This is a genomic window from Mycobacterium sp. IS-1264, from assembly GCF_001954195.1.
GTDB lineage: Bacteria > Actinomycetota > Actinomycetes > Mycobacteriales > Mycobacteriaceae > Mycobacterium.
Window position 1 is genome coordinate 44,655 of record NZ_MBES01000057.1, and the last position, 25,631, is coordinate 70,285.

A 25,631-nucleotide genomic window follows, 5' to 3' on the forward strand; every position below is an offset into this window, starting at 1 on the left:
GAGCGCTCATGGGTGATACCCGCGATCCTAACCATCCGGTTGGGAGAGCAGAAAGGAAGATCCTGGGCGGCTGCCGCTACAACCGCTCCGCGATCACGAAGTCGGAGAACGCGTCCTTGTCGTCGGCCAGCGGGACGCTCTCGATCCAGCGGCCCAGCCGTCGCATCTCGTCCGTCGACGGCTGCGCGCGGGCGCGCCAGCCGTGGTCGCTCAGCCAGTCCGCGACGTTCGCCCGGTGGTCGTCGCGGTACATCAGCTCCCCGACGTCGATGGTCTCCTCCAGGCCGAGCTCGTCGGCCACCTTCCGGAACCGCTCGCGCATCTGCTGCCGCCGCTCGTCGGCGTGCGCGGGCGCGGTTTCGGCCGAGACCCGGCTGCCGGCGGGGCTGAGCTCGCCGATCTGGGTGAACAACCGGTCCTGGGCTTCGGCCGGCAGGTACATCAGCAGCCCCTCGGCGAGCCAGGCCGTGCGCGCGGCCGGGTCGAAGCCCGCGGCACGCAGCGCGGCGGGCCAGTCCTGACGCAGGTCGATCGCGACCTCGCGGCGATCGGCCGACGGCACCACACCGTTTTCGGCCAGCGTCGTGGACTTGTAGGCCAACACCTGGGGCTGGTCGATCTCGTACACCGTCGTGCCGGCTGGCCAGTCCAGGCGGTAGGCGCGGGAATCCAGGCCCGACGCCAGGATCACCACCTGCCGGATCCCGTCGGCGACGGCGTCTTTGAAGAACGTGTCGAAGAAATTCGTGCGCACGGCCTGGTAGCCGCGCATGTGATGGAGGTGCGCCGCGGAGTCGGAGTCGAGGGCTTCGACCCTGGCCGCGATCTCCGGATCGAGCATCGCCTCCCACAGGACGCCGGCACCCGCGCTGGTGACCAGCAGCTTGGCGTACGGGTCGCGGATGAGCGCGTCGGGCCGCTCGGTCTCGACGGCGCGGGCGGCGGCCACCATCACGGCGGTGGTGCCGACGCTGGACTTGATGTCCCAGCTGTCGTCGTGGGTACGCAGTGAGCTCATCGCGTGCTCCTTGGTCGGGGGGTGGGCGCGGGTCAGTGGGTCGGCGCGCCGAGACGTGCGCGCAGCAGTGTGCTGCGGACGGCCTCGTCGGCCAGGTCGTCGGGTACCGGCCGGCCCAGCCGGGCCATCTCGTCGCGGTTGTTCACGCTGTTGACCCGCCAGCCGTGCTCGGCCAGCCATTCGACGGGATCCGTGCGGTCCGGCTCGTGATAGGTCAGCGCCTGGACGTTGACATCCAGGCCGAGCCGCTCCCGCATCCGCAGCCAGCGCTGCGAGTTGCTTCGCGAATTCATGCCGAACGCCTCGATGGCCACCTGGCTGCCCGGCGCGGACAGCGCTGTGAACATTTCGAAGAGCCGGTCTTGGGCATCGCCGGGCAGATAGGGCAGCAAGCCCTCGGCAAGCCAGGCGGTCGGTTGGGCGCGGTCGAAACCGGCGGCGGTCAGCGCTGCCGGCCAATCATCCCGCAGGTCCACCGGGACCGGGCGCCGGCTGGCGGCCGGAACCGCGCCGTGCCGCTGCAGGATTGCGGTCTTGTACTCCAGCACCTGGGGCTGGTCGATCTCGTAGACGGCGGTATCCGCCGGCCAATCCAACCGGTAGGCACGCGAGTCCAGCCCGGCGGCCAGAATCACCACCTGCCGGATACCGGCGCTGACGGCGTCGGCAAAGTACTCGTCGAAGAAGTGCGTTCGCACGGCCTGGTAGTCGATGCCCAGTCGATGTGCACGCCGCGCGTGCGGGTCGTCGTCGAGCCAGGCCAGTTCGGCGTCGGCCAGGCGTTCCCACGCGGGACCGGCCGAGGACACCAGCACCCGGGCGAAGTCGTCACGGATCAGCGGGTTGGGTCCGGCCGTTTCCACGGCACGCGAGGCAGCGACGCCCAGGGCGGTGGCGCCGACGAGTTCGGTGATGGACCACGAGTCACCCGCGGTGCGTAACGAGGGCGGTAACGAAGGCTCTACGGAGGCGTCGTCAAGCTCAGTCATATCCGGACCATGCTACCGAATAAGTTAGTTAGCCTATACGCTTTGTGCGCGATCTCACTGGCGCCGCGACGCGCGGCAACGCGTCAGCCTTCGGGGCGCCAGAGCGCACCTTCGAGCAGCCGCCGCAACACGTCGGTAACAGCCAACAATTCCTCATAACTGCGGACGTAGCCGGCGTAGAACCCTACCCCGCAGAGCAGCACGACCAGCGTCTCGACCAACGCCGCCGCGTCAATATCGGTGGCGACTTCGCGACGTTCGATCGCCTCGCCGACCGCCCACGTCAGGAATTCGCGGCCAATTCTCACCGAATCGTTTTCGGTCAGGCTCAATTCCGGATGCCGCTGCGATTCCAGCACAGCGGTGATCAGAAATGCTGACACGGCGGGATTGTCCGAATTAGCGCGCACCGCGACGGAGATGAACGCCGTCAGCCGCTTCGTCAGCGTGGACTCGCGCTGGGCCTCTCGAATGGCAGCCCGCAGGACGATCTCGTTGGTCTGCTCCAGGACTTCCCGGTACAGCGCCCGCTTGCTGGAGAAGTAGTGGTTGATGGCGGGCCGGGTGAGGTCCGCGCGGACGGCGATCGCCTGAAAGGTCGCGCCGTCGTAGCCGCGTTCGCTGAACACCAGCCGGGCGGCGTCCAGGATTCGCTTGCGCGTCTCGTCAGCCTTTGCTGCGGGCGGCCGGCCCGGCCGGCGACTCGCTGTTATCGCCATTATTGAAGTGTGCCACCCCGCGGTGTGGCATTAGCGCGTTGGGCGGAATATTGCCGAACTTCCCCGCTTGAAAGTCCTGCAGCGCCTCGATCAATTCCGCGCGAGAGTTCATCACGAAAGGCCCGTAGTGGAATACCGGCTCGCGAATGGGCCGTCCACCCAAAAGCAGCACATCGATTGCCGTGGTCCGGGACGACTCCTGGGTTGATTGTGCGCCCACGGTGATCCGGTCGCCGGGTCCGAGCACGGCCAGCTGCCCCTGCCTGATCGGGTGCGCGACGGGACCGACATAGCCGCTTCCCGATAGGACGTAGACCAGCGCGTTGAAATCGCGCCGCCACGGGATGTTGAGCCGGGCCCCGCTTTGAATCGTCGCGTGCGCCAACGTGATCGGCGTGTGGGTGACACCGGGTCCGCGGTGACCGTCGATCTCACCGGCGATGATGCGGACCAGCGCCCCGCCGTCATCGGATGCGAGCAGCCCGGCGTCGTTGCCTTCGATGGCCTGGTACCGCGGCGGCTCGAACTTGTCTTTCTTGGGCAGATTCACCCACAGCTGGACGCCGTGGAAAAGGCCGCCGCTTTCGACCAATTCGGCGGGCGGGGTCTCGATGTGCAGGATGCCCGAACCGGCTGTCATCCATTGGGTGGCGCCGTCGGTGATCAGGCCGCCACCGCCGTGGGAATCCTGGTGCGCGAATTTTCCGTCGATCATGTAGGTGACCGTTTCGAAGCCGCGGTGCGGGTGCCAGTCGGTTCCCCTGGGCTCCCCGGGCTGGTATTCCACCTCGCCCATCTGGTCCATATGCACGAAAGGATCCAAGTCGGCGGCGCTCAGCCCGGCGAACGCGCGGACGACGGGGAAGCCTTCGCCCTCGTAGCCTCGCGGGCCGGTGGTGATCGATCGGACTGGGCGCTCGGTGTCGGTGGGACCGGGCGGGCCGATCCGCGGCAGCGTGAGCGTGTCTGCGGTAACAGCAGGCATTTTTGCCTCCCTAAATAGGATGCCTATATAACCGGACCGCGGTCCAGTTATTCCCGCTGGTTTTACGATGGCTGGGTGCTTGGGTGGCGGGGCCGGTGAGCGAGCCGGCGGAGGCCGAACCGCAGCCCGCGGTCGCCCCGGCGGCGGGCGGACGATTCGGGGCGTCGATCAGGCAGTCGGGCTACGTGCGCAAGTGGCTTCTGCTGGGCATTGCCATCGGTGTCGTGTCCGGCCTCGGAGCCGTTGTCTTCTATCTCGCGCTGAAATACACCGGCGAGTTCCTGCTGGGCTACCTGGCGGGCTACCACATCCCGACGCCCGTCGGAGACGGCGGCGGCCATGGATCCGGCGGCTTCGTACGTCCGTGGGCGATCCCACTGGTGACGACGGCAGGGGCGCTGCTGTCGGCATTGATCGTGACCAAGCTCGCGCCGGAAGCCACCGGTCACGGTACCGACGAGGCCATCGAGGCGATACACGGCAACCCCCGCGCGATCCGTTTTCGCGCGGTGTTGGTGAAGATGGTCGCCAGCGCGCTGACCATCGGCTCGGGCGGTTCGGGCGGTCGCGAGGGCCCGACGGCGCAGATCTCGGCCGGCTTCTGTTCGTTGCTGACCCGACGGCTGGACCTCTCCGACGAGGACGGCCGGACCGCCGTGGCGCTGGGTATCGGCGCGGGCATTGGCGCGATCTTCGGCGCGCCGCTGGGTGGAGCGGTGCTGGCCGCATCGATCCCCTATCGCGACGATTTCGACTACCGCTGCCTGCTGCCCGGTTTCATCACCTCGGGAACCGCATATGCGGTGCTGGGAGCCTTCCTGGGCTTTGACCCGCTGTTCGGTTACATCGACGCGGAGTACCGCTTCGAAAGGGCATGGCCGCTGCTGTGGTTCGTGGTGATCGGCCTGCTGGCCGCGGCGGTCGGCTACCTCTACGCCCGGATCTTCCATGCCGCGGTGGCCCTCACCCACCGGCTGCCCGGTGGACCGGTCGTCAAGCCCGCCCTCGGCGGGCTGCTGGTCGGCTTGTTGGGACTGCTGATCCCAGAGATCCTGAGCAGCGGCTACGGCTGGGCGCAGTTGGCGGCCGACCGCGGATCGCTGCTGCACATCCCGCTGTGGGTCGTCGTCGTCCTCCCGATCGCGAAGATCGTCGCCACTTCGCTGTCGATCGGCACCGGCGGATCCGGCGGGCTGTTCGGTCCCGGGATCGTGATCGGCGCCTTCGTAGGGGCCGCCGTCTGGCGGCTGGGCGAATTGTCGGGCCTGCCGGGGGTGCCGGGCGGACCGGGAGTCTTCGTCGTGGTCGGAATGATGGCCTGCTTCGGCAGTGTCGCCCGCGCGCCGCTGGCGATCATGATCATGGTCGCGGAGATGACGGGCTCGTTCTCGGTGGTGCCGGGGGCGATCCTCGCCGTCGGGATCGCCGCGTTGATGATGTCGCGCACCAACGTCACGATCTACGAGGCGCAGCGACTCAATCGCGAAACCGCCGAAGCCGAGCGCGCGCGCCCAGCCCCGGCGATTGCCGAAGGTGAATCACCCACAGATAGCTAGGACTTGCGGCGGGCGGTGCTCGCTGCGCCCTTTTCGGTCTTCTTGCCCTCGTGTGCGAGCTTGCCGCCCGCGCTTTCCAGATGCGCCCGGACGAACCACTGGAACTTCTCCAGGTTGCCGGCCTGCTCGATCAACAGATCCTGAGTGACCTGGTCGAGTTCGTCCGTCTCGTCGATGGATTGGCGGATGTCTTCGATGACTCCTGTGTAGACCACGTCCAGTGCGGCCAAATGCGCCTGGACCGTGTCACGGTCGACCGAATAGTCGTCCCAGGAGCGATCCCTGATGATGGCGCCCGGCGTCCCCTGCGGCGAAGCACCAAGGGCCGCAATGCGTTCGGCGACGTCATCCGCGAAACCACGCACCGCCTCGACCTGAGGGTCGATCATTTCGTGCACGCCAATGAAGTTGGGCCCGACCACGTTCCAGTGAATGTGCTTCAACGTCAAGTGAAGATCGTTGTACGTGCTCAATTGCTTTTGCAGCAATTCGGTGAGTCGCGCCGCCTGTTTGTCGGTCAATCCCGGAATGGTGAACTGAGTCATTGCTTTCGCCTAGCTTCCTTCCCTCGGGTTCGCACACGGTACTTGCCCTAACGGATACCCGATGACGAACCTCGAAAACACCGGCGGGTCAGAGGGAATGAATTTGCTGCACCGGCAGCCGCGCGCCGCGCCGCGGCTCGTATGCCAGCCCGCTGGCCTCGAGCAGGCGAACCACGCGGTGGCGGTGGGGCCGCATCGGCTCCAACACCTCGAGCATGACCGCGTCGTCGATCGGGTAGCCCAGCAGCGTCCAGCCGACCATCTTCGGGATGTGATAGTCGCCCACCGAAACGGCATCGGCATCACCGAATGCCCGCTGCGCCGTCTCGGCGGCGGTCCACTCACCGACCCCGGGCAGTGACGTCAGCGCTTCGCGTGCCTGCGCCGACGGCCGCGCGAGCAACCGTTCCAGCGAATCCGCACGGCGCGCACAGCGCACCACCGTCTGGGCTCGCCCCGGATCGACGTTGGCCCGGTGGAATTCCCACGACGGGATGTTGCGCCACACGTCGGCCGAGGGCGGTACCCGCATGCCGGCCGGCGCCGGACCCGGCGCCGACGTCCCGTACTTGGACACCAGCACGCGCCACGACCGAAACGCGTCGGCGCCCGGTACCCGCTGCTCGATGACCGCCGGGATCAGGGCTTCCAGCACCCGTCCGGTGCGGCCCAGCCGCAGGTGTGGGACCCGCCGGTGCGCGGCGGCGACCGTCGGGTCCCGCGGCGCGAAGCCCGAGACGTCGTCCTCGGACCCCAGCAGCGCGGGCAGCGTCTCGACGAACTCCTCGGCGCCGGCGCCCCACGCCTCGCCGTGGGCGGCATTGGGCGCCGCGCGGCTGATCCGCGCCGTGACGGGTCCGCTGTGCAGCAGGGAGGTTCGCCAGATCGCTCCGTCAGCGGTCATCCGAAAGCACGGATCCCGAGGGCCGCGGCGTAGTGGCGCGAGCGTGTGCCCGAAGCTGACGGTCCCAGCGAACGTCACCGTGCGCGCACTCTTCACAAAAGCTCCAGCTCACTCCGATCGCGGCCGCCGACCGCGCGATTGACCGTTCACCATCTTCCAAGACAATATTGCGATGTGATGACGCCGTTCGATGGCCCGCAAGCCGAGCTGGCCTGGATGTTCCTGCAGAGCGTCTGCGAGGGCGGCGATGTGAATGAGGGCTTCGCGCTGCTCAGCGACGAGTTCACCTACTGGAGCATCATCACGCGCGTGTCGTTCGACAAGGAGACGTTCCGCCGGGCCAACGAGCGACGCAGGCAGATCGTCGAGATCAATCTCGACCTGTACCGCTGCGTCAACGAAGGCGACACGGTTGTCGTCGAGGCGCATGCCTCGGGAACCTCGAGGGACGGCGTCGAGTACGACTCACCGTTTGTTTGCATCTTCGAGACCCGCGACGGGCAGATCGTGTCGATGCGCGAATACAGCGACACCAAGTCGGCCGCCGTGTTCACCGATTGAACGCTACGCCACGCTGATGTCGGCTTTGTTGGGGTAGAACGCGACGTGCCCGGCAATCGCCGCGACCGCCGGATAGGGCTGCTCGTACGTCCAGATCACGTCCTCGACGGTGTCGCCGGCCGAGGTGGTCAGGCTGTAGTAGCTGGCGTCGCCTTTGAACGGGCAGTAGGTGCTGGTGTCGGTGCGGGTAAGCCGGTCGGAGACCACGTCGGCTAACGGAATGTATTGCACCGCAGGCAAAGTCGCCTCGCGCAATTCCAGTGCGGCGGTGGTGTCCGCGACCAGCTCGCCATTGACACGAACCTGCACCCTTCGGTTGGTCGGCTCGATGGTGATCGGGTGCCCGGCGTTGGGTTCCAGGACTTGCCGGTGGGCCATGGTTGATACCTCCTATGGACGCGGATAAGGGATGCAACACCCGTCGGTGCTCAAGCCTTCCCGCGCGCCGGCGCCTATTCGGCCGGGGTGGGGGTGCTGTCCTTCGTGTCTTTGCGCGCGCCCTTCAGTGCGGCCCAGAACCGTGCCGCCTCGCGGATCGATTCCTCGACCGGACGTGGCTGCCAGCCCAGCTCGCGCTTCGCCTTGCTGCTGTCGACGTCGGCCTCGGCGCGCATCATGCGCACCGACCGGAGGCTGAGTTCGGAGTCCTTGCCGGTCAGCCGGGCCCTCAGGGTGCCCATTGCGGCCAGGGCATAGAGCACCGGCACCGAGATCGCGCGTCGCGGCGGTGGCACCCCGGCCTCGTCGGCCGCGATCCGCACGACATCGTTCAGCGCAAACATCCGCTCGGACACCAGGTATCGCTCGCCGATGCGGCCGCGCTCGGCGGCCAGGATCATGGCCCGGGCGGCGTCGTCGACGCCGACGACCTCCAGCTGGATGCCGTTCATCAGGAAGGGCAGCTTGCCGAACACCGCGCCGGCGATGAAGGCGCCGTGCGGGGTGCCTCCCCAGTCCCCGCTGCCGTAAGTGGTCGAGACGCACATGGCGACGGCCGGCAGGCCGGCCTCGGCCACGTACCGCATCACCAGGTCTTCGGCCTCAACCCGGGACTGCACATACGGAGTCAGCCCGCGGGGGTCGATCACGTCTTCTTCGGTCGCCACATGCCCGTGGCGACGGCCCACCGTCGCGTAGGTGCTGGTGAAGACGAACCGGCGCAGCGCGGGTTCTTTGACGGCGACATCGAGCACGTTGCGCAGGCCCTCGACGTTGGTGCGGAACAGCGGCGCGGGGTCACGCAACCACGCGCGGGTGTCGACCACGCAGTAGTACACGTCGTCGACGCCGTCCATCGCCTCGCGCAACGTGGCGGTGTCGAACACGTCGCCCTGAAACCGCGTCAGCGCAAGGTCGTCGACGGCACGGGTATTGGCATTCGCGCGCACCATCGCTCGTACCTCGGCGCCGTCGGCGACGAGCTGACGGGTCACGTGTGAACCCAGAAATCCGTTGGCGCCGATGACCAACTTGGGTGCGTTCATTCCGCTCCTCCGTACTGGCGCATCCACCGTTCGGCGTCTTCGTCGAGCGTGCCCAGGGCCTGCGCCTTGCGGCACCATTTCATCCCCGCCCGCAGGAAGCGCAACGGGTTGTAGATGTCTTCTTCGCGGCACCACAGGCCGTCGCCGGCGTAGGTGATGATCGTGATGTTCGTCGCGCTGATGACGCTGCCGTCGCCCGGGTCGCGCATCGGGTTGTCCAGTTCGAGGATGACCCGGCCGGTGGGCTCGTCGATGACCGACCACAACGTCGGGAACGCCACCATGTGGCTTCCGGGGAAAGTCGTCATCGTTTGCTTGATCCACTCCCGCACTTCGTCGCGGCCGTGCATGGTGCCCGCCGCGTGCTCGATGTATTCGACGTCGGGTGTGTACTGCTGCACCCAGGCGTCCCAGTCGCGGGTTTCGGCGGCCCGGGCCACCGTCTCCTCGAACTTCTCGAAGGCGTCGGACAGTTCGCTGCGGGAGAACGCCGGCGTGCTCACGCGGGCCTCTTCGCGCCGTTGCGGGTCATCGGCGGAGTGTAGCCTGGGCTGGGATCAGACCGGAGTTGTGGCCGATCAGGAAGGCGAGCAATGACCGAATCCCAAAGTGCCCCCCAAAAAGCGATTCTGGCCGGCGGCTGCTTTTGGGGAATGCAAGACCTGATCCGCAAACAGCCCGGCGTGATCTCGACGCGGGTCGGCTACAGCGGCGGCGACACCCCCAACGCGACCTACCGCAACCACGGCACCCACGCCGAGGCCGTGGAGATCGTCTACGACCCCGCCATCACCGACTACCGCACACTGCTGGAGTTCTTCTTCCAAATCCACGATCCGACAACGAAAGACCGCCAGGGCAACGACAGGGGCCCCAGCTACCGGTCGGCGATCTTCTACACCGACGACGAGCAGAAGCGCGTCGCGCTGGACACCATCGCCGACGTCGAGGCCTCCGGCCTATGGCCCGGCAAGGTCGTGACGGAGGTCAGCCCGGCGGGGGACTTCTGGGAAGCCGAGCCCGAGCACCAGGACTACCTGCAGCGCTACCCCGGTGGGTACACCTGTCACTACATTCGCCCGGGCTGGAAGTTGCCGCGCCGCGCCACCGCGGACCAAGCCAACCGCTGAACGCTCAGCGCCTGCGCACCACGATCCGTCCGCCGTCCTTCGGGGTGTAGGCGACACCGCGGCAGTGCCACCGCTCTCCCGGCGCCGAGGTGGTCTCGATCGTGAAGTGGCGCAACACCGTTCGTAGCACCACGTCCATCTCCATGTTGGCGAACGCGGCGCCCACGCACCGCCTGGCCCCACCGCCGAAGGGAATCCACGCGAACGAAGATGGCTTGGTCCCGATGTAGCGCTGCGGATCGAAGCGCTCCGGGTCGGGGAAGACGCTCGGGTTCTCGTGTATCTGCGCGATGCTGACGATCATCGAATACCCACGGGGAATGGTCCATTCGCCGAGTTGGTAAGTCGGTGGGTAGACGCGGCGAGCGGCGAAGTCGATCACGGTTCTGGCCCGCTGGACTTCCAGAATCGTCGCCTGGCGTAGCTCGCTGCCGCCGTTGTCGGCCTCCTCGACCAGGGCCGCCAGCAGATCCGGGTGGCGGGTGATCCGCTCGAACGCCCAGCCGAGCGTGGCCGCGGTGGTCTCGTGGCCCGCCGCCAGCAGGGTGAGCAGCTCGTCGCCAATGTCCTTGCGCGACATGAGCGAACCATCGTCGTAGGTGCTGCGCAGCATCAGCGCGAGGACGTCCGTGCGCTCTTCGAAGTTCGGATCCGCACGCTCGGCCGCGATCAGCTTGTCGATGACGATGTCGTATTGGCGCCGCCATTGGGCCAGTCGGCCCCACGGGCTGAACCGGCCATAGGTCCGCGCGGGCTTCGGCAGCGCGGCCAAGCGCGATCCCAGGGTGACCCACGGCGGGATGATCCGGCGCAGCTCGTCCAGTTCGGCCCCGTCGGCCCCGAACACCGCGCGCAGGATGGCGTTGAGCGTGATGCGCATCGTCGACGGCATCGTCGCGAAGGGCTCGCCCTCCGGCCAACCGGCGCTCTCGCGCAGCGTCTCCTCTTCGATGATCGCCTCGTAGTTCTTCATGCTCCTGCCGTGAAACGGCGGCGCCAGCAGCCGGCGCCTACGGCGGTGATCGTCGCGGTCGAGTGCGAATACCGAACCGCTCCCGAACATCCGGCTCAAGTTGGGCTGGATATTGCCGAGCTCGTCGGGGCTGGTGGTGAAGATTTGCTTGGCCAGGTCCGGCTCACCGACCACCACGACGCGGCCGAACATCGGGAGGTTGATCGCGAAGACGTTGCCGTAGCGGCGCGCCAGGAGTTTGATCATCCCCCGCCGCGACGTCGCGAAGAAAAGACCGCAGAGCGGCTTCGGGATCCGGGCCGCCGGAGGCAACCTGACTGCTTGGGAAACCGGTGGGGCGGTGACTAATTCGCTCAATGCGTGCTCCCAACATCTGCCCCGAGGCGGGGTGGTACCGCGGTGTACCGCAGATCTTTCCCTGTACGGTACTCTGGAGTACCAAACCTGACAAGGTGCCGTATTCACCGAAAGGGGTCGGCCGTGACATCAGCGGCTGTCGATGCCGTACGCGGCGATGCACCCGCCGAGCCGGACCCGTTTCGGATGCGCCTGCTCGACGGCCTCGCCACCTCGATCGGCGAGCGCGGCTACCGCACCACCACGGTCGCCGACATCGTTCGCCACGCGCGCACGTCCAAGCGCACGTTCTACGACCACTTCGCGGGCAAGGAACAATGCTTCCTCGAGCTGGTGCTTGCCACCATCGAAAAACTTGCCGAAAGCATCGCCGCGGCGGTCGATCCCGAGGCGGACTGGCATCAGCAGATCCGTCAGGCCGTCGAGGCCTACGTCGGATTCATCGAGTCCCGTCCGGCGATCACGTTGAGCTGGATTCGCGAACTCCCGTCGTTGGGTGCCGTTGCCCGGCCCGTCCAGCGGCGCGTGCTGCAGTTGCTGTCGGACCTGCTGATCGACCTCAGCGCCAGCCCCGGCTTCCGGCGGGCCGGCCTGCGGCCGCTGACCCCGCCGCTGGCCGTGATCCTGCTCGGTGGTCTACGCGAACTGACCGCGCTGGCCGTCGAGGACGGACGAGCGGTCCGTGAGATCGTCGAACCGGCCGTCGATGCGTCCATAGCCCTGCTCGGCCCGCGGCACTAGGCTCGGGCGATGCGCCTATCCACCCGAAACCAGCTCAAAGGGACCATCACCGAGGTCGAACTCGGCAGCGTAATGGCGATCGTGAAGGTCAAGCTCGACGGCGGAGAACAGGTCGTCACGTCCTCGGTCACCAAGGATGCCGCGACCGACCTCGGCCTCGCGGTGGGGCAGCCGGCGACCGTGTTCATCAAGTCCACCGAAGTCACTATCGGCGTCGAGTAAACCCCGAAAAGCGCTGCCGCGGTTTACGTTTCGAGGCGAAGGAACGCGCGTATCCGGTCGAGTACCAGCTCGGGTCGCTGCTCGACGATCCAGTGCCCGGCATCGTCGACCAGCTCGACCTCGAAATCGCTTATGCGCTCGGCATATCCGTCGGTCAGATCGGCGGTGATCACCGGGTCTTTGGTGCCCGTCAGCCATCGAACGGGAACGTTCACCCGCGCGTCGTCGTACTCGCCGCGCATCCAGCGCAGCATCTCCTTGGTCTGGAACGAGCGGTACCAGCGCGAGCCCGCCTCGGCGTGCCCGGGCTGTCGCATGCACTCGATGTACATGCGGATGTTGTCGTCGGGCAGCGTGAAGCCACCGCCAACCCAAGAGCCCAGCAGCCGGACGAAGCGGGAGTCGGGGTTGCTGATGATCCGCGGACCGATGACCGGCAGCGAAATGGGGATCTGATACCAGAGCCGCCAGATGTTGCGGACGGTCGACGGGCCGCGCTTCACCCAGGGCGCCAAGGTGTTCACCCCGAAAAAGCCGGTCACCTTCTCCGGATGGCGCAGCATCATGATGAACGCGACCGGCCCGCCCCAGTCGTGGGCGACGAGCTTCACCGTGGCGACGCCCAACCGGTCCAGGACGCCCGCCAGGTCGTCGGCCATCTCGCTCTTGAGGTAACTGGTGCGCGGCGCTGAACTCCAGCCCGCGCCGCGCAGATCGGGACACAGCACCCGGTAGCCGTCGGCGGCCAGCGGCCCGATCATCTCGTGCCACTCCCACCAGTTCTCCGGGAAGCCGTGGACGAGCATGACCGCCGGCCCGTCCGCGGGACCGGCATCGGCGACGTGGATGGTGACGCCGTCGCCCAGATCCACGTACCTGTGTTCCAAAGCGATAGCGCCGTCGACAGCGGGCATGGTGACCATGCTCAGAAGGTAGCGGACGCCCTATGCCAGAAAGCGCTCGACGTACGGTGCGAAGCGTGCCCGCAGATCGTCCTGGGTCAGCCCGAACATCTCGCACGACGTCTCGACGTTGCCCAGCCGGCCGCGCTGGTGGCCCGACAGGTAGCCCCCGATCGCCGCGCGCGCCTCTTCGGTGAACGGTTCACCGGCCAGCGCGTAGACGCGCTCGGCGACGCCGAGTTCGTCGGCCATGAAGTCGTCGAAACGGATGTCGATCGAGCGATCCGGACCGATGGTGTCGCGGTCGCGGATGAGCGCGCCGAGCATGTCCTCCAAACGGTCGATCCAGAAACTCGCGATCCGCTGCACCGGCACCGGGGAGCGGTGCATGCGCGCGGAGTAGGTGATCATCGCGATCATCGACAATGCGACCGGCACCGGGTCGCGATGGGTGAACACGACGATGCTGTCGGGGAAGACGCGGTTCAGCACCGGCACCTGCTCGAGATGCTGGGGCGACTTCAGCAGCCACCGCCGGCCGCCGCGCAGGAACTGCATCGCCTTGAGTTGGCGCGCGAGGTACTCGTAGTGCGGCGTCTGGTCGTGGGCCTGGTAGTAGTCGCGCCAGCGCGGCACGTCGCCGAGCGTCTCGAAGAGCATCGTCGAGAAGTCGTTGGCCAGGAGCTGGATCTCCTCGTGGACGTGGTCGGTGGTCATCTCGTGCATGAGCGCGAAATGCGGCATCACGGTGTTGAGCACGCTGATCGCGACGTCCATCCGCGCCCGCCGAGGATCCGGGTCCAGACCCGCCTCCTGCGGCAGCGGGAACGGTTCGACGCTTTCCCAATACGGCATCGTTCGGAAGGTCGGCGGCGCCGCCAGCAGATTGTGCAAGTGGGTCGTGCCGGTGCGTGGCAGACCGGCGATCACCACCGGCGCCCGCAGCTCGATGTCGTCGATCTCGGGATGCCGTCCCACGAGGTCGGTCAGCAGCAGCCGGTTCTTGAGCAATTGCAGGAGCTGCCCGTAGAAGTTGACGACCCCGGCGCCGTGCAGGCCGTCGATGTCCCGCAGCGCGCCGAGGTAGACGTCGAGCCGTTCTCTGTAGTCGTCTGGGCCGAAATCGTCCAGGCCGGTGTCGGCGCTGGCCTGCGCATGGAGCGCGTCGGCGTTCAGCGGGCAGTGCGGGGCCATCGCGGCCATCATGTCGAGGATCTGCTGCGCCTCGGTGCTGAACCGGGGCTGGGCCAGGTCGTCGAGGCGGACGTGCATCGCGGCTTCGGTCACGGCGACTTATGTTACTCTGAGTTTCGTAATGGTAGTAGACCTCGGTCGCCCCCGTGACCCACGTATCGACGCTGCGGTGCTGCGCGCAACGATTGAACTCCTCGCCGAGACCGGCTATCCCGGCCTGTTGGTGTCCGCGATCGCCGAGCGCGCCGGTACCAGCAAGCCCGCGATCTACCGGCGTTGGCCCAGCAAGGCGCATCTGGTGCACGAGGCGGTGTTCCCGATCGGGGCCGCCACCGAGATCCCGGATACCGGTTCGCTGCCCGAGGACCTGCGCGAAATGGTGCGCCGTTCGATGGCCGTCCTCACCACACCGGCCGCCCGGGCGGCCCTGCCGGGGCTGGTCGGCGAGATGGCGGCGGATCCGACCCTGCATTCGGCACTCTTGGAGCGGTTCGCCGGCATCATCGGCGGTGGTCTCGCGGAGCGGCTCGAGGCCGCCGCGGCCGCCGGCGAGGTCCGCTCCGACGTGACGGCGGCCGAACTGGCTGAGGCCATCGCCGGCATCACGCTACTGGGCTTGCTCACCCGCGGCGCCGAACTCGATGACGCCTGGGTCGAACGCACAACCACGTTGCTGCTGAAAGGAATACGTGCATGACCGAACACGAGTCGACCCTCGCGTGGCGCGAGCTGGTGACGACCATCGGCGAGCTCGACCGCTCCTTCCTGGAGGGCGACCGTGCGGTCACCGACGACCGGCACGTCGCCGACGGCTACCGCATGCTCGCCACCACGTTGGGCGTGGCGTTCGATACGTACCTGTTCCCCGAGCCCGGTCGCCCGCAGTTCGTCGCTGTCAACACCCCGTTCCGCCGCGATCGTCGGTGGGGCGGCGACAACACCGACGCCTACTACTTCCTATGTCCGGTCGATCCGAACCGTCGTTACCGCATCAGCGGCAACAAGGGTGACAGCGTGTACTTTTCGGTGACGGCGTACAACGAACCGTCGCCCGGGGCATGGTCGGACCGGGTCGTGGCGATCGTCCGCGACACCGACCTCGACGTCGACGCGCAGGGCAACTTCAGCTTCGAATTCCCCGCGACACCGGACGCGGCCGTGCTGATGACCCGCGACTACCAAGCCGACCCGCTGACGGGGCGCCCGGTTGCCTGGCAGATCGAGGCTCTCGACGAGGCGGAGCCGATACGACACGGCGATGCCGAAACCGCCGCCCGGCTGCGGGCGACGGCGGCCTGGTTGCGCACGATGTTTGCCATCGTGCCGCTGGCCGTCGGCACACGGATCGACGACGAGCACGGACTCGGACACGAGACCGCGCACGCCGCAAACGAATTCGCCGATCCGTATCAGGTGCCTGACGCCAACTTCGGCTGGTCTGCGCGCGACGCCTGCTACTCCTACGGCAGCTTCGTGCTCGACGACGACGAAGCCCTGGTCATCACGCACCAACCTCCGTCGTGCAGGTTCTGGAACCTGGTGGTGTGGAATCAGTTCATGGCGACGGTCGGCGCGTCGGATGCCCGCTGCTCCATCAACGGCCACAGCGCAGCGCTCAACAGCGACGGTTCGGTGACCATCGTCTTGTCCCACAGGATCACGGCCCACCCGAATTCACTGACCGCGCTGGGCTATCCGCGTGGCAACCTCGCCTTCCGGTGGTTCCTCGCCGACGGTGTGCCGGCGAGGCCCGAAGTGAAACTGGTGAAGGCGTCGGACGCCCCCACCGCCGTCACCTAACCCGCCGAGCGCCGCCACCTAACCCGCCGAGCGTGAAACTGTGGCGAGATTTCTGCGAAAAAGCCTCCACCAGTTCACGTTCGGCGAAGATCAAGCGGCCCCACGAACGACATCGACAGGGTCGCCGGCGGTGTCTCTCCGAGACCCCGGGATGCTCAGCTTGACGATCTTGCGGACGACGGTGCCGAACTGACGCAGCAGCGGGCCCTTGTTGTACGGGATGCCATAGCGTTCGCAGATCTCCTGCACTTCCGGCGCGATGTCGGCGTACCGGCGGGCGGGCATGTCCGGGAACAGGTGGTGCTCGATCTGGTGCGACAGGTTGCCGGACAGCAGGTGAAAGAGCTTGCCCCCGGTCAGGTTCGCCGAACCGAGCACCTGGCGGAAGTACCACTGGCCACGTGACTCGTCCTTCGTCTCCTCGATCGTGAATTCCTGTGTGCCGTCTGGGAAGTGGCCGCAGAAGATGATCATGTACGACCACACGTTGCGCATCAGGTTCGCCGTCAGATTGCCGGTGAAGACGAACGGGGCGAACGGCCCGGCCAGCAGCGGGAAGGCGACGTAGTCCTTGAGCGACTGCCGCTTCGTCTTTTTCCAGATAGCCCTTAACGTGTCGCGCTTGTCGCGCAGGCTGATCTCACCGGAGCGGATGCGCTCGGTTTCCAGCTCGTGCAGCGCGACGCCGTACTGAAACAGCACCATCAGCAGGAATGCGTAGACCGGGTTGCCCAGGAAGTACGGTTTCCACCGCTGGTCTTCGCTCATGCGCAGGATGCCGTAGCCGATGTCGCGGTCCATCCCGACGATGTTGGTGTGGGTGTGGTGCATGTAGTTGTGCGAGTGCCGCCACTGGTCGGCCGGGCATGAGGTGTCCCACTCGAACGTGCGGCCGCAGATCGTCGGGTCACGCATCCAGTCGTACTGGCCGTGCATGATGTTGTGCCCGATCTCCATGTTGTCCAAAATTTTCGCGACGCCCAGCATCGCGGTGCCCACCAGCCAGGCCGGCGGCAGAAACAACAGGGCGCGTCCACCGACCTCCAGCGCACGCTGGGCCTTGATGACGCGGCGGATGTAGTCGGCATCCTTCTCGCCGAGGTCTGCCATCACGCGTTCCTTGATGGCGTCGAGTTCGCGGCCGAACGCGTCGGCCTGTTCTGTGGTCAGGGTGATCTTGGTCCTTGTCATGACTTTTCCTCCTAGAGGGATAGGTCGACGTCGCCGACGGGGACGGACACGCAGATCTGGACGTCCTCGTCGGGGCAGGTCGAGACCGCGCCGGTGACCAGGTTGCGCACCGTGCCGGCCGTCTTGCGCCGGGTACAGGTGTGGCAGATTCCCATGCGGCAGCCGTTCTCGGGCGTCAGGCCCGCTGATTCGGCCTGTTCCAGCAGCGAGCGGCCGTCGTCGACGACATCAATGCCGCTGTCCGCGAACGTGACTCGGCCACCCGATGGGTTCGCCGACGGCTCGAAGGCCGGCGGCACGAAGCTTTCGGTGTACACGTTGTCGCAGTGCTCGCGGACCGCCTCAACCAATGCCGTTGGCCCGCAGACGAATACCGCATCCGGCGACGGCATCGCGGCGTCCAGGTGTTCGCGCCCGAACCGGCCGGTCAAATCGCCGTCGTCGGCCCGGGTGTAACCGTGCAGCACCCGCACGCCGGGCAGGCCGTTATGGGCGGCAAGTTCTTCGTGATAGCACGCCTCGGCGGCGCTGCGCGCGTAGTGGATAAACGCGATCTCCGCTCCGGGGGTGTGCGGATGACGCTCGGCGATCAGCGTCCGCAGCATCGCCATGACGGGCGTGATGCCGCTTCCGCCGGAAACGAACAGGATGCGCCGCGGTCGCTGCGCCGGCAACACGAAGTCCCCGCCGACGCCTGCCAGGCCGACCACCATGCCGCGCCGGGCGCGCTCGTACAGGTAGGTCGAGACCAGCCCACCGTCGTGGTGACCGATCGTCAGCTCCAGATACGAGCTGCCTTCGGCGTTGGCAGGCGAGTAGCAGCGGGTGTGCCGGCGGCCGTCGATGTCGACGGTGACGTTGACGTACTGACCCGCCGTGACGGTATGGGCTGACGCGAAGGCCTCGTTCGGGGCGAGGGTGAGGGTGACGCTGCGCGGAGTGGTCCTGCGGACGTCGACGACTTTGGCGCGGCCGTCTCCCGACGTCCAGGTCGGCGCCACCAGCTCGGTGTAGCGGTCGACGCCGTGGGGACCCGTGAGCAGGTCGACCAGGTCGGAACCCAGGACTCGCTTCTGGAAAGCTTTGACAAAGCGCCGACCGGAGGTCTGAGCGGTTTGAGTGAACATATGTACACTGTGCGCCCGCCCGCCCCAGCTAGTCAAGGGTTTCTACCCGTATGTGGTAGGGTTCACAATAGTGAACAGTCGTACTCCTGGCTCACGGTCGCGTAAGTCCGGCCGCGAGAGCGCACGCGAAAGCCCCTCGCGCGGCGAGCGGAAGGAGGCCACCAGGCGTGCCATCATCGCCGCGGCCCTCAAGCTCCTGCAGGACCGCAGCTTTTCCAGCCTGAGCCTGCGTGAGGTGACTCGGGAGGTCGGGATCGTGCCCGCCGCGTTCTATCGCCATTTCGAGTCGATGGAGGCGCTCGGGCTGGTGCTGATCGACGAGTCGTTTCGCACCCTGCGGGACACGCTGCGCGGGGCGCGGGCGGGCAAGCTCGACCCGACCCGTGTGATCGAGTCGTCGGTCGAGATCGTCGTCGCCAGCATCACCGAACGCCGCGAGCACTGGCGGTTCATCTACCGGGAGCGCTCGGGCGGGGTCACCGTGCTGCGCTACGCGATCCGCACCGAGTTGCGCCTGATCACCTCGGAGCTGGCCACCGACCTGGCGCGATTTCCCGGCCTGCACGAGTGGAGCACCGAGGATCTCAACGTGCTTGCGACGCTGTTCGTCAACGCGATGATCGTCATCGCCGAGGCCATCGAGGACGCCCAGAGCAGCGAGGCGCTGGAAGACGTGCGCCGGCTTGCGGTCAAACAACTGCGGTTGATCACCATCGGCATCGCCGGCTGGCGAAGCAGCCCGTGAACCGCTACCGCGGCGCCCGCCACATCGCCCACATCGTCGGGCCGCCGTCGGGAAGCACGATCTCACGGGTCACCGTGAAGCCGAAACGTTCGTAATACGGCACGTTTTCGCGTTTCGTCGATTCGAGATAAGCCGGTGCGTGTTCGGCGTCAACGCGGTCCAGGCGGGACCGCATCAGGACCTGACCGAAGCCCTGGCCGCGTACCGACGGATCGCTACCGATCACGGCCAGATACCAGTGCGGCTCTTCGGGGTGGACGCGTTTCATCAGTTCCTGCACCGCGCGCCCGCGCATCGACCGAAGACCGAACACGCGGATGAACGTCGGTTTCATCGCCCACTGCCCCCACCGCGTTTCCTGCCAGTGATTCGGCGGATCCCACAGCGCCGCCGCGCCCACGCCCGGCCCGTCGCAGGCCACCTCCACGCCGCCGAGGGCCAGATGGTGGTGCCGGGTCATCGCCGTGAACATGCGACGCAGTTGCGCGATCCGGGCCTTCTCGTCGGGGAGGAGCCAGATCATCACCGGATCGTCGTAGAACGCGCGGGCCAACGTGCGCGCCAGCGCGCCGAGATCGTCTTTACGCGCCGGGCGCGCCCGTGGACTCACACAAGTCAGGCTAGCGAGTGTCGCCGGCGGCGCGACGGGTATTCCGGCCCGATGACTGGGATCTCACGGCGGACGTTCGGCCGGATAGCCGCGGGTGCGGGCATGCTGGGATTGTCGGGCGCTTGCGGCAAACGCGGGGCGGACCGCTCCGGGCCCACCGCGCCGGTGCCGGCGGGCAAGGGCGTGGGATTCGTGCTCTCGCACGAGCAATTCCGCACCGATCGGCTGGTGGCACAAGCCCGAGCGGCCGAAGACGCGGGTTTCCGATACGTATGGGCCAGCGACCACATCCAGCCCTGGCAGGACAGCGAGGGCCATTCGATGTTCCCGTGGCTGACGCTGGCGTTGGTCGGTGCCAACACCAGCCGCGTTTCCTTCGGCACCGGCGTGACCTGCCCCACCTACCGCTATCACCCGGCGACGGTGGCGCAGGCGTTCGCCTCGCTGGCGATCCTCAACCCGGGACGGGTGTTCTTGGGCGTGGGCACCGGCGAACGGCTCAACGAGCAGGCCACCACCAACGTGTTCGGCAAATACGCCGAGCGCCACGACCGGTTGGTCGAGGCCATCGGATTGATCCGCCAGCTGTGGAGCGGCTCACGAATTTCGTTCGCCGGCCGCTATTTTCAGACGAACTCGTTGAAGCTCTACGACCTTCCCGAAACGCCGCCACCGATTTTCGTGGCGGCCGGCGGGCCCAAAAGCGCGACGCTGGCCGGCCAGTACGGCGACGGATGGATCACGCAGGCCCACGACGTGACCAACCCGAAGCTTGTCGCCGCATTCGCGGCCGGCGCGAAGGCCGCGGGCCGCGATCCCGCCGGCCTGGGTAAGCGCGCCGAAATGTTCGCCGTTGTCGGCGACAGCACGGCCGCCGCGCGCGCCGCCGCCCTGTGGCGGTTCACCGCCGGGGCCGTCGACCAGCCCAATCCCGTCGAGATCCAGCGCGCCGCCGAATCGAACCCGATCGACAAGGTGCTCGCCAACTGGACGGTCGGCACCGACCCCGACACACATATCAAGGCGGTGCAAGCGGTGCTCGACGCCGGTGCCGTCCCGTTTCTGCACTTCCCGCAGGACGACCCCGTCGGCGCGATCGAGTTCTATGGCACCAACGTGTTACCCAAGCTGCACTAGTGGTAAGCGGCGCCGGGTCGAGGTAGCTGCGCGGGCGCATCTACGATGGCTTGATCGACGAGGCCGGCGCGGAGCTGCGCTGGAGAACGGTTGGCCACGGTGTGGGACTTCGAAACAGACCCCGAATACCAGGCGAAGCTGGACTGGGTCGAGAAATTCATGGTCGACGAGCTGGAACCGCTCGATCTCGTCGCCCTTGATCCTTACGACAAACAGAACGCCGAAATGATGGCCATCCTGCGGCCGTTACAGCAGCAGGTGAAGGAGCAAGGCCTGTGGGCCGCGCATCTGGGACCCGAGCTCGGCGGTCAGGGCTTCGGCCAGGTCAAGCTGGCCCTGCTCAACGAAATCCTCGGGCGCTCCCGTTGGGCACCTTCAGTGTTCGGCTGCCAGGCACCCGACTCGGGCAACGCCGAGATCCTCGCGCTGTTCGGCACCGACGAGCAGAAGGCGCGCTATTTGCAGCCACTGCTCGATGGCGAGATCTCCTCCTGCTACTCGATGACCGAGCCGCAGGGCGGCTCCGATCCCGGGATGTTCGTGACGAGCGCAACCCGCGACGGTGACGACTGGGTGATCAACGGCGAGAAGTGGTTCTCCTCCAACGCCAAGCATGCGTCGTTCTTCATCGTCATGGCCGTCACCAAACCCGACGCCCGCACCTACGACAAGATGTCGCTGTTCATCGTTCCGGGCGAGACCCCGGGCATCGAGATCATCCGCAACGTCGGGGTCGGAGGCGAGTCGAAGCACGGTTCGCATGGCTACGTCCGTTACAACGACGTCCGGGTACCGGCCGATCATGTGCTGGGTGGCGAGGGCTCGGCCTTCATGATCGCGCAGACCCGCCTCGGCGGCGGCCGCATCCACCATGCGATGCGTACAATCGCATTGGCACGCAAGGCTTTTGACATGATGTGCGAGCGCGCGGTGTCGCGCAAGACCAGGAATGGCCATCTGTCCGACTTCCAGATGACGCAGGAGAAGATCGCCGACAGCTGGATTCAGATCGAGCAGTTCCGGCTGCTGGTGCTACGCACCGCGTGGTTGATCGACAAGCATCACGACTACCAGAAGGTGCGCCGCGACATCGCCGCGGTGAAGGTCGCCATGCCCCAGGTGCTCCACGATGTCGCGCAGCGCGCGTTGCACCTGCACGGCGCGCTCGGCGTCTCCGACGAGATGCCGTTCGTCAAGATGCTGGTGGCCGCCGAGTCCCTGGGCATCGCCGACGGTGCCACCGAATTGCACAAGATGACGGTAGCCCGCCGCACGCTGCGCGAATATCAGCCCGTGACAACGCTTTTCCCGTCGCAGCACATCCCCACCCGGCGCGCGGAGGCCCAGGCCCGGCTGGCCGAGCGCCTGGAACACTCGATCGCGGAGTTCTGACGGCGCGCGCGGCGAGATTGCCGTGAGGGTCGTGATTCGTGCGCCGACCACAGCCATGGCTGCAATCTCGGCGACGGCGCAGCTGCGTCAGGAGATGTAGCGGACGATACTTTCGGCCACGCACGCCGGCTTGGGCGATCCATCGATCTCGACGGTGGTCGACACGATCGCCTGCACAGCACCGTTGCCGAGGTCGTCGACGCTGACCAACGAGCTCTGCGCCCGCACTCGGGAGCCGACCGGTACCGGCGCGGGGAAGCGAACCTTGTTGAGGCCGTAGTTGATCGCGAGCTTGATGCCCTTGACCGTGTACATCTGGTGCTGCAGGCGCGGCAACAGCGACAAGGTCATGAAACCGTGGGCGATGGTGCCGCCGAACGGGCCGGCGGCCGCTTTCTCCGGGTCGACGTGGATCCATTGGTGATCTCCGGTCGCGTCGGCGAACAGATTGACGTCTTTCTGGGTGATGGTCACCCAGTCGCTCTGCCCGATCGTTTCGCCCGCCGCGGCGGCGAGGTCGGCGACTGACTCGAAGGTGCGCATTCGGTGTTCTCCTCTGCTCGCGGGTAAGCATAGAACTCGTGAGGCTCCTACTGATCGCCGATACCCATGTCCCGCGACGGGCTCGCGACCTGCCCGCGCGGGTGTGGGATGAGGTCGCCGACTCGGATGTGGTCGTGCACGCCGGCGACTGGGTGGTGCCCGAGCTGCTCGACGAGCTGGAAGCCAGGGCCGCCCGGCTGGTGGCATGTTGGGGCAACAACGACGGGCCCGCGTTGCGCGCGCGGTTGCCCGAACGGGCCGACGCGATGCTGGAGGGCTTGCACCTCACGGTGGTTCATGAGGCGGGCGCCGCGGCGGGACGGGAGGCGCGCATGTCGCGGCTCTATCCCGACAGCGATGTGCTGGTGTTCGGGCACAGTCACATCCCGTGGGATTCGACGACACACACGGGGTTGCGGCTGCTCAATCCCGGTTCCCCCACCGATCGGCGACGGCAACCGTTCTGCACTTACATGACCGCGAGCCTCGAGAATGGCGTGCTCACCGGCGTCGATCTCCATCGCCTCGAAAAGTAGCGGACGTCTAACTCCCGCACAGCTCGCACACATATTTAGCTCGGAAACAGAGCTATTATGGACGATATGCAGACGCGCACCGACTTGGTCACCGAGGTGTTCGGCGTGGTCGGACGACTCCGCCGGCAGCTCCGCCGATCGGCCGGTCGCGGCCTGGATTCCGGGCGGCTCACCGAGTCGCAGTCCGAGCTGTTGTGGCTCGTCGGGCGCCGACCGGGGATCTCGGTGCGCCGCGCCGCCGCGGAGCTAGGGCTGGTACCCAACACCGCCTCAACCCTGGTCTCCAAGCTGGTGGCGAACGGGTGGCTGATCCGGACGGTGGACGAGACCGACCGGCGCGCCTGCCAGCTACGGCTCGCCGGGCCCACCCAGCAGGTCATCGACGCATCACGCGCCGCGCGGCGAGCGCTGATGGCCGAGGTGCTCGGCGAGCTGGACGACGACCAAATCGAATCCCTGACAAAGGGATTGGAGGTACTGGACACGATGACCCGACTATTGCGGGAGCGAAGCTCATGAGCCTGCCGATGGCTATCGACTGCCGGCACCTGACCTACCGCTATGGCCAGTTCACCGCGGTCGACGACCTGACATTGCAAGTGCGCCCCGGCGAGACGATGGGCCTGCTGGGGCCCAACGGCGCGGGAAAGACCACCCTGGTGCGAATGTTCACCACGCTGACCCCCATCCAGCAGGGTGAATTACGCGTCTTCGGACTGGACTCCCGCCGCCAGACCACCGATATCCGAAGCAATATCGGCTATGTGCCACAACAACTTTCGATCGAGCCGGCCTTGACGGGTCGCCAGAACGTGGAGTGGTTCGCCCGGTTGTACGGCGTTTCCCGCGCCGATCGCGCCGAGCGCGTCGAGCAGGCACTGGCCGCCATGGAGTTGCTCGACGTGGCCGACCGGCTAGCGGGGACCTACTCCGGCGGCATGGTGCGCCGGCTGGAAGTGGCCCAGGCGCTGGTGAACCGCCCGTCGCTGCTGGTGCTCGATGAGCCGACGGTCGGGCTGGACCCCATCGCCCGTGACGGCGTGTGGACGCAAGTGCAGAACATGCAGGCGCGGTTCGGCATGACCGTATTGCTCACCACCCATTACATGGAAGAGGCCGACGCGTTGTGCGATCGCGTCGCGCTGATGCATCGCGGCGTGTTGCGCGCGGTGGGTACACCCGCCGACTTGAAGGCCCAGGTGTCCAAGGTGTCGCCCGGTGCGACGCTCGAGGATGTGTTCCGGCACTACGCCGCCTCCGATCTCACGCAGGCGCCGTCCGATTTCCGCGAAATCCGGTCCAGCAGAAGGGTTGCCAGCCGTGCCAGTTGACCATGCCTATACGGCCCCGGCGGTCGTAATTCGCGCGCCGCGCGGATGGCAACGAGTGTGCGCGACAGCGGGCCGCATCGGGGCATTCGCCATCGTGGAAATGCAGAAGCTGCAGCACGACCGGACGGAACTTCTCACCCGCATGATCCAACCGGCGCTGTGGCTGCTGATCTTCGGTACCACGTTCAGCAAGTTGCACGTCATCAACACCGGGTCGGTGTCCTATCTGGCCTTCCTGGCGCCCGGCATCATCGCTCAGTCGGCGCTGTTCATCTCGATCTTCTACGGCATCCAGATCATCTGGGACCGCGACGCCGGCGTGCTCGCCAAACTCATGGTGACACCGTCGCCCGCGTCGGCGCTCATCACCGGAAAGGCCTTCGCGGCCGGGGTGCGATCGGTCGCACAGGTTGTCGGCGTACTTGCGCTGGCGTATGTGATGGGTATCGGGCTGACCATGAATCCGCTGCGGGTGCTGGCGGCGATGGCGACCGTCATGCTCGGTGCCGCGTTCTTCGCCTGCCTGTCGATGACGCTGGCCGGGCTGGTTCGCAGTCGCGATCGGCTGATGGGCATCGGGCAGGCCATCACGATGCCGCTGTTCTTCGCCTCCAATGCGTTGTACCCGGTCGACGTGATGCCCGGGTGGTTGCGCGCGCTGAGCGTGGTCAACCCGTTGAGCTACGAGGTCGACGCCCTGCGGGCCTTTTTGATCGGCACACCACTGCACCCGTTGGACATCGTCGTGTTGGCGGTGGCTGCGGTCATCGGAATTGCGACGGCCTCGACACTGTCGCGGCGCCTCGTCGCCTAGCGGAATGCGATAGCGCAGTTGCCATCTCATGTGAAGGCGGCGGGGTTCTTCCGATAGCCAATTGTGATCGGACCGTGACGATTTCGGGCCGACGCCCAATCGTTGCCTAACCGCGACTTCAAACT

30 protein-coding genes are annotated in these 25,631 nt (G+C 66.8%); 14 read left to right on the forward strand and 16 right to left on the reverse strand.

The features are described 5' to 3' along the window. Nucleotides 1-76 precede the first annotated feature (76 nt). The 4 genes from A5744_RS12165 to A5744_RS12180 form a co-directional block, all read right to left on the reverse strand. Nucleotides 77-1,009 (reverse strand): class I SAM-dependent methyltransferase, encoded by a 933-nt coding sequence (locus A5744_RS12165; protein ID WP_139331326.1) that lies wholly within the window; start codon nt 1,007-1,009, stop codon nt 77-79. 41 nt (nt 1,010-1,050) lie between these two features. Next, nucleotides 1,051-2,007 carry a class I SAM-dependent methyltransferase gene (locus tag A5744_RS12170; protein WP_076061281.1) on the reverse strand — a complete coding sequence of 319 codons (957 nt, stop codon included), beginning with the start codon at nt 2,005-2,007 and terminating at the stop codon, nt 1,051-1,053. An 83-nt stretch (nt 2,008-2,090) separates the two neighbouring features. Continuing rightward, nucleotides 2,091-2,726 (reverse strand): TetR/AcrR family transcriptional regulator, encoded by a 636-nt coding sequence (locus A5744_RS12175; protein WP_076061283.1) that lies wholly within the window; start codon nt 2,724-2,726, stop codon nt 2,091-2,093. Beyond that, nucleotides 2,674-3,711, reverse strand: coding sequence for a pirin family protein (locus A5744_RS12180; RefSeq protein ID WP_083679283.1), 1,038 nt, complete (start codon nt 3,709-3,711; stop codon nt 2,674-2,676). The genes A5744_RS12175 and A5744_RS12180 overlap by 53 nt, the downstream gene beginning before the upstream one ends. A 95-nt stretch (nt 3,712-3,806) precedes the next feature. Here A5744_RS12180 and A5744_RS12185 point away from each other — a divergent pair, with 95 nt between their 5' ends. Further along, complete coding sequence (locus tag A5744_RS12185; protein ID WP_076061285.1) at nt 3,807-5,267, forward strand: chloride channel protein; 1,461 nt, start codon at nt 3,807-3,809, stop codon at nt 5,265-5,267. Here the strand turns inward: A5744_RS12185 and dps are convergent. Next, a complete protein-coding gene (gene dps / locus A5744_RS12190) occupies nt 5,264-5,812 on the reverse strand; it encodes a DNA starvation/stationary phase protection protein Dps (protein WP_076061287.1) in 549 nt (182 codons plus the stop codon). The genes A5744_RS12185 and dps overlap by 4 nt on opposite strands. An 88-nt stretch (nt 5,813-5,900) precedes the next feature. Further along, nucleotides 5,901-6,812, reverse strand: a complete 912-nt coding sequence (locus A5744_RS12195; protein WP_076061289.1) for a DNA-3-methyladenine glycosylase — start codon at nt 6,810-6,812, stop codon at nt 5,901-5,903. An 81-nt stretch (nt 6,813-6,893) separates the two neighbouring features. Here A5744_RS12195 and A5744_RS12200 point away from each other — a divergent pair, with 81 nt between their 5' ends. Beyond that, nucleotides 6,894-7,277 (forward strand): nuclear transport factor 2 family protein, encoded by a 384-nt coding sequence (locus tag A5744_RS12200; protein ID WP_139329496.1) that lies wholly within the window; start codon nt 6,894-6,896, stop codon nt 7,275-7,277. Nucleotides 7,278-7,280: 3 nt separating this feature from the next. On the opposite strand, the gene A5744_RS12205 is transcribed toward A5744_RS12200, so the two are convergent. The 3 genes from A5744_RS12205 to A5744_RS12215 form a co-directional block, all read right to left on the reverse strand. Then, nucleotides 7,281-7,655 carry a DUF427 domain-containing protein gene (locus A5744_RS12205; protein WP_076061293.1) on the reverse strand — a complete coding sequence of 125 codons (375 nt, stop codon included), beginning with the start codon at nt 7,653-7,655 and terminating at the stop codon, nt 7,281-7,283. 74 nt (nt 7,656-7,729) lie between these two features. Next, nucleotides 7,730-8,761 carry an NAD-dependent epimerase/dehydratase family protein gene (locus A5744_RS12210; RefSeq protein ID WP_076061295.1) on the reverse strand — a complete coding sequence of 344 codons (1,032 nt, stop codon included), beginning with the start codon at nt 8,759-8,761 and terminating at the stop codon, nt 7,730-7,732. Further along, entirely contained in the window at nt 8,758-9,264 is a 507-nt protein-coding gene (locus A5744_RS12215) for a nuclear transport factor 2 family protein (protein WP_076061297.1), read from the reverse strand. The genes A5744_RS12210 and A5744_RS12215 overlap by 4 nt, the downstream gene beginning before the upstream one ends. 90 nt (nt 9,265-9,354) lie before the next feature. On the opposite strand from A5744_RS12215, the gene msrA reads away from it, so the two are divergent. Beyond that, entirely contained in the window at nt 9,355-9,891 is a 537-nt protein-coding gene (gene msrA, locus A5744_RS12220; protein WP_076061299.1) for a peptide-methionine (S)-S-oxide reductase MsrA, read from the forward strand. A 4-nt stretch (nt 9,892-9,895) separates the two neighbouring features. On the opposite strand, the gene A5744_RS12225 is transcribed toward msrA, so the two are convergent. Continuing rightward, nucleotides 9,896-11,221: a cytochrome P450 gene (locus A5744_RS12225; RefSeq protein WP_076061301.1), complete on the reverse strand. Its 1,326-nt coding sequence runs from the start codon at nt 11,219-11,221 to the stop codon at nt 9,896-9,898. Between the two features lie 186 nt (nt 11,222-11,407). On the opposite strand from A5744_RS12225, the gene A5744_RS12230 reads away from it, so the two are divergent. Both A5744_RS12230 and A5744_RS12235 read left to right on the forward strand, forming a co-directional pair. After that, complete coding sequence (locus A5744_RS12230; protein ID WP_076061405.1) at nt 11,408-11,962, forward strand: TetR/AcrR family transcriptional regulator; 555 nt, start codon at nt 11,408-11,410, stop codon at nt 11,960-11,962. A 9-nt stretch (nt 11,963-11,971) separates the two neighbouring features. Then, a complete protein-coding gene (locus A5744_RS12235) occupies nt 11,972-12,184 on the forward strand; it encodes a TOBE domain-containing protein (protein WP_076061303.1) in 213 nt (70 codons plus the stop codon). A 23-nt stretch (nt 12,185-12,207) separates the two neighbouring features. Here the strand turns inward: A5744_RS12235 and A5744_RS12240 are convergent, their stop codons facing one another. Continuing rightward, nucleotides 12,208-13,107: an alpha/beta hydrolase gene (locus A5744_RS12240; protein ID WP_076061305.1), complete on the reverse strand. Its 900-nt coding sequence runs from the start codon at nt 13,105-13,107 to the stop codon at nt 12,208-12,210. A gap of 21 nt (nt 13,108-13,128) precedes the next feature. After that, a complete protein-coding gene (locus A5744_RS12245; RefSeq protein WP_170874480.1) occupies nt 13,129-14,358 on the reverse strand; it encodes a sulfotransferase in 1,230 nt (409 codons plus the stop codon). A gap of 43 nt (nt 14,359-14,401) precedes the next feature. On the opposite strand from A5744_RS12245, the gene A5744_RS12250 reads away from it, so the two are divergent. Next, nucleotides 14,402-14,977: a TetR/AcrR family transcriptional regulator gene (locus A5744_RS12250; RefSeq protein ID WP_076061309.1), complete on the forward strand. Its 576-nt coding sequence runs from the start codon at nt 14,402-14,404 to the stop codon at nt 14,975-14,977. Next, on the forward strand, nt 14,974-16,080 hold the full coding sequence (locus A5744_RS12255) for a DUF1214 domain-containing protein (protein WP_076061311.1): 1,107 nt from the start codon (nt 14,974-14,976) through the stop codon (nt 16,078-16,080). The genes A5744_RS12250 and A5744_RS12255 overlap by 4 nt, the downstream gene beginning before the upstream one ends. Nucleotides 16,081-16,170: 90 nt before the next feature. Here the strand turns inward: A5744_RS12255 and A5744_RS12260 are convergent, their stop codons facing one another. Together A5744_RS12260 and A5744_RS12265 are read right to left on the reverse strand one after the other, a co-directional pair. Then, complete coding sequence (locus A5744_RS12260; protein WP_076061313.1) at nt 16,171-17,271, reverse strand: acyl-CoA desaturase; 1,101 nt, start codon at nt 17,269-17,271, stop codon at nt 16,171-16,173. 11 nt (nt 17,272-17,282) lie between these two features. Beyond that, complete coding sequence (locus tag A5744_RS12265; protein WP_076061315.1) at nt 17,283-18,398, reverse strand: iron-sulfur cluster-binding domain-containing protein; 1,116 nt, start codon at nt 18,396-18,398, stop codon at nt 17,283-17,285. Nucleotides 18,399-18,468: 70 nt separating this feature from the next. Here A5744_RS12265 and A5744_RS12270 point away from each other — a divergent pair, with 70 nt between their 5' ends. Continuing rightward, on the forward strand, nt 18,469-19,143 hold the full coding sequence (locus A5744_RS12270) for a TetR family transcriptional regulator (protein ID WP_076061317.1): 675 nt from the start codon (nt 18,469-18,471) through the stop codon (nt 19,141-19,143). Between the two features lie 4 nt (nt 19,144-19,147). On the opposite strand, the gene A5744_RS12275 is transcribed toward A5744_RS12270, so the two are convergent. Then, nucleotides 19,148-19,753, reverse strand: coding sequence for a GNAT family N-acetyltransferase (locus A5744_RS12275; RefSeq protein ID WP_076061319.1), 606 nt, complete (start codon nt 19,751-19,753; stop codon nt 19,148-19,150). Between the two features lie 51 nt (nt 19,754-19,804). Here A5744_RS12275 and A5744_RS12280 point away from each other — a divergent pair, with 51 nt between their 5' ends. After that, a complete protein-coding gene (locus A5744_RS12280) occupies nt 19,805-20,890 on the forward strand; it encodes a F420-dependent hydroxymycolic acid dehydrogenase (protein WP_076061321.1) in 1,086 nt (361 codons plus the stop codon). 99 nt (nt 20,891-20,989) lie between these two features. Next, nucleotides 20,990-22,282, forward strand: coding sequence for an acyl-CoA dehydrogenase family protein (locus A5744_RS12285; RefSeq protein ID WP_076061407.1), 1,293 nt, complete (start codon nt 20,990-20,992; stop codon nt 22,280-22,282). A gap of 87 nt (nt 22,283-22,369) precedes the next feature. On the opposite strand, the gene A5744_RS12290 is transcribed toward A5744_RS12285, so the two are convergent. After that, nucleotides 22,370-22,825 carry a MaoC family dehydratase gene (locus tag A5744_RS12290; protein WP_076061323.1) on the reverse strand — a complete coding sequence of 152 codons (456 nt, stop codon included), beginning with the start codon at nt 22,823-22,825 and terminating at the stop codon, nt 22,370-22,372. A gap of 38 nt (nt 22,826-22,863) precedes the next feature. Between A5744_RS12290 and A5744_RS12295 the strand changes: the two genes are divergently transcribed. The 4 genes from A5744_RS12295 to A5744_RS12310 are packed head-to-tail and all read left to right on the forward strand — an operon-like array spanning nt 22,864 to nt 25,506. Then, a complete protein-coding gene (locus A5744_RS12295) occupies nt 22,864-23,361 on the forward strand; it encodes a metallophosphoesterase (RefSeq protein WP_076061325.1) in 498 nt (165 codons plus the stop codon). Between the two features lie 57 nt (nt 23,362-23,418). Beyond that, nucleotides 23,419-23,880, forward strand: a complete 462-nt coding sequence (locus A5744_RS12300) for a MarR family transcriptional regulator (RefSeq protein WP_076061327.1) — start codon at nt 23,419-23,421, stop codon at nt 23,878-23,880. Next, a complete protein-coding gene (locus A5744_RS12305; protein WP_076061329.1) occupies nt 23,877-24,692 on the forward strand; it encodes an ATP-binding cassette domain-containing protein in 816 nt (271 codons plus the stop codon). The genes A5744_RS12300 and A5744_RS12305 overlap by 4 nt, the downstream gene beginning before the upstream one ends. Beyond that, nucleotides 24,682-25,506: an ABC transporter permease gene (locus A5744_RS12310; protein ID WP_076061331.1), complete on the forward strand. Its 825-nt coding sequence runs from the start codon at nt 24,682-24,684 to the stop codon at nt 25,504-25,506. The genes A5744_RS12305 and A5744_RS12310 overlap by 11 nt, the downstream gene beginning before the upstream one ends. Nucleotides 25,507-25,631: the final 125 nt, after the last annotated feature.

What these genes read in the sequence shown, in the direction of transcription:
- A5744_RS12170 (WP_076061281.1), bottom strand. Translation starts at nt 2,007, where the DNA reads ATGACTGAGCTTGACGACGCCTCCGTAGAGCCTTCGTTACCGCCCTCG.
- A5744_RS12175 (WP_076061283.1), bottom strand. Translation starts at nt 2,726, where the DNA reads ATGGCGATAACAGCGAGTCGCCGGCCGGGCCGGCCGCCCGCAGCAAAG.
- A5744_RS12180 (WP_083679283.1), bottom strand. Translation starts at nt 3,711, where the DNA reads ATGCCTGCTGTTACCGCAGACACGCTCACGCTGCCGCGGATCGGCCCG.
- dps (WP_076061287.1), bottom strand. Translation starts at nt 5,812, where the DNA reads ATGACTCAGTTCACCATTCCGGGATTGACCGACAAACAGGCGGCGCGA.
- A5744_RS12200 (WP_139329496.1), top strand. Translation starts at nt 6,894, where the DNA reads ATGACGCCGTTCGATGGCCCGCAAGCCGAGCTGGCCTGGATGTTCCTG.
- A5744_RS12205 (WP_076061293.1), bottom strand. Translation starts at nt 7,655, where the DNA reads ATGGCCCACCGGCAAGTCCTGGAACCCAACGCCGGGCACCCGATCACC.
- A5744_RS12210 (WP_076061295.1), bottom strand. Translation starts at nt 8,761, where the DNA reads ATGAACGCACCCAAGTTGGTCATCGGCGCCAACGGATTTCTGGGTTCA.
- msrA (WP_076061299.1), top strand. Translation starts at nt 9,355, where the DNA reads ATGACCGAATCCCAAAGTGCCCCCCAAAAAGCGATTCTGGCCGGCGGC.
- A5744_RS12230 (WP_076061405.1), top strand. Translation starts at nt 11,408, where the DNA reads ATGCGCCTGCTCGACGGCCTCGCCACCTCGATCGGCGAGCGCGGCTAC.
- A5744_RS12235 (WP_076061303.1), top strand. Translation starts at nt 11,972, where the DNA reads ATGCGCCTATCCACCCGAAACCAGCTCAAAGGGACCATCACCGAGGTC.
- A5744_RS12240 (WP_076061305.1), bottom strand. Translation starts at nt 13,107, where the DNA reads ATGGTCACCATGCCCGCTGTCGACGGCGCTATCGCTTTGGAACACAGG.
- A5744_RS12245 (WP_170874480.1), bottom strand. Translation starts at nt 14,358, where the DNA reads ATGCACGTCCGCCTCGACGACCTGGCCCAGCCCCGGTTCAGCACCGAG.
- A5744_RS12250 (WP_076061309.1), top strand. Translation starts at nt 14,402, where the DNA reads ATGGTAGTAGACCTCGGTCGCCCCCGTGACCCACGTATCGACGCTGCG.
- A5744_RS12255 (WP_076061311.1), top strand. Translation starts at nt 14,974, where the DNA reads ATGACCGAACACGAGTCGACCCTCGCGTGGCGCGAGCTGGTGACGACC.
- A5744_RS12260 (WP_076061313.1), bottom strand. Translation starts at nt 17,271, where the DNA reads ATGACAAGGACCAAGATCACCCTGACCACAGAACAGGCCGACGCGTTC.
- A5744_RS12265 (WP_076061315.1), bottom strand. Translation starts at nt 18,398, where the DNA reads ATGTTCACTCAAACCGCTCAGACCTCCGGTCGGCGCTTTGTCAAAGCT.
- A5744_RS12280 (WP_076061321.1), top strand. Translation starts at nt 19,805, where the DNA reads ATGACTGGGATCTCACGGCGGACGTTCGGCCGGATAGCCGCGGGTGCG.
- A5744_RS12290 (WP_076061323.1), bottom strand. Translation starts at nt 22,825, where the DNA reads ATGCGCACCTTCGAGTCAGTCGCCGACCTCGCCGCCGCGGCGGGCGAA.
- A5744_RS12300 (WP_076061327.1), top strand. Translation starts at nt 23,419, where the DNA reads ATGGACGATATGCAGACGCGCACCGACTTGGTCACCGAGGTGTTCGGC.
- A5744_RS12305 (WP_076061329.1), top strand. Translation starts at nt 23,877, where the DNA reads ATGAGCCTGCCGATGGCTATCGACTGCCGGCACCTGACCTACCGCTAT.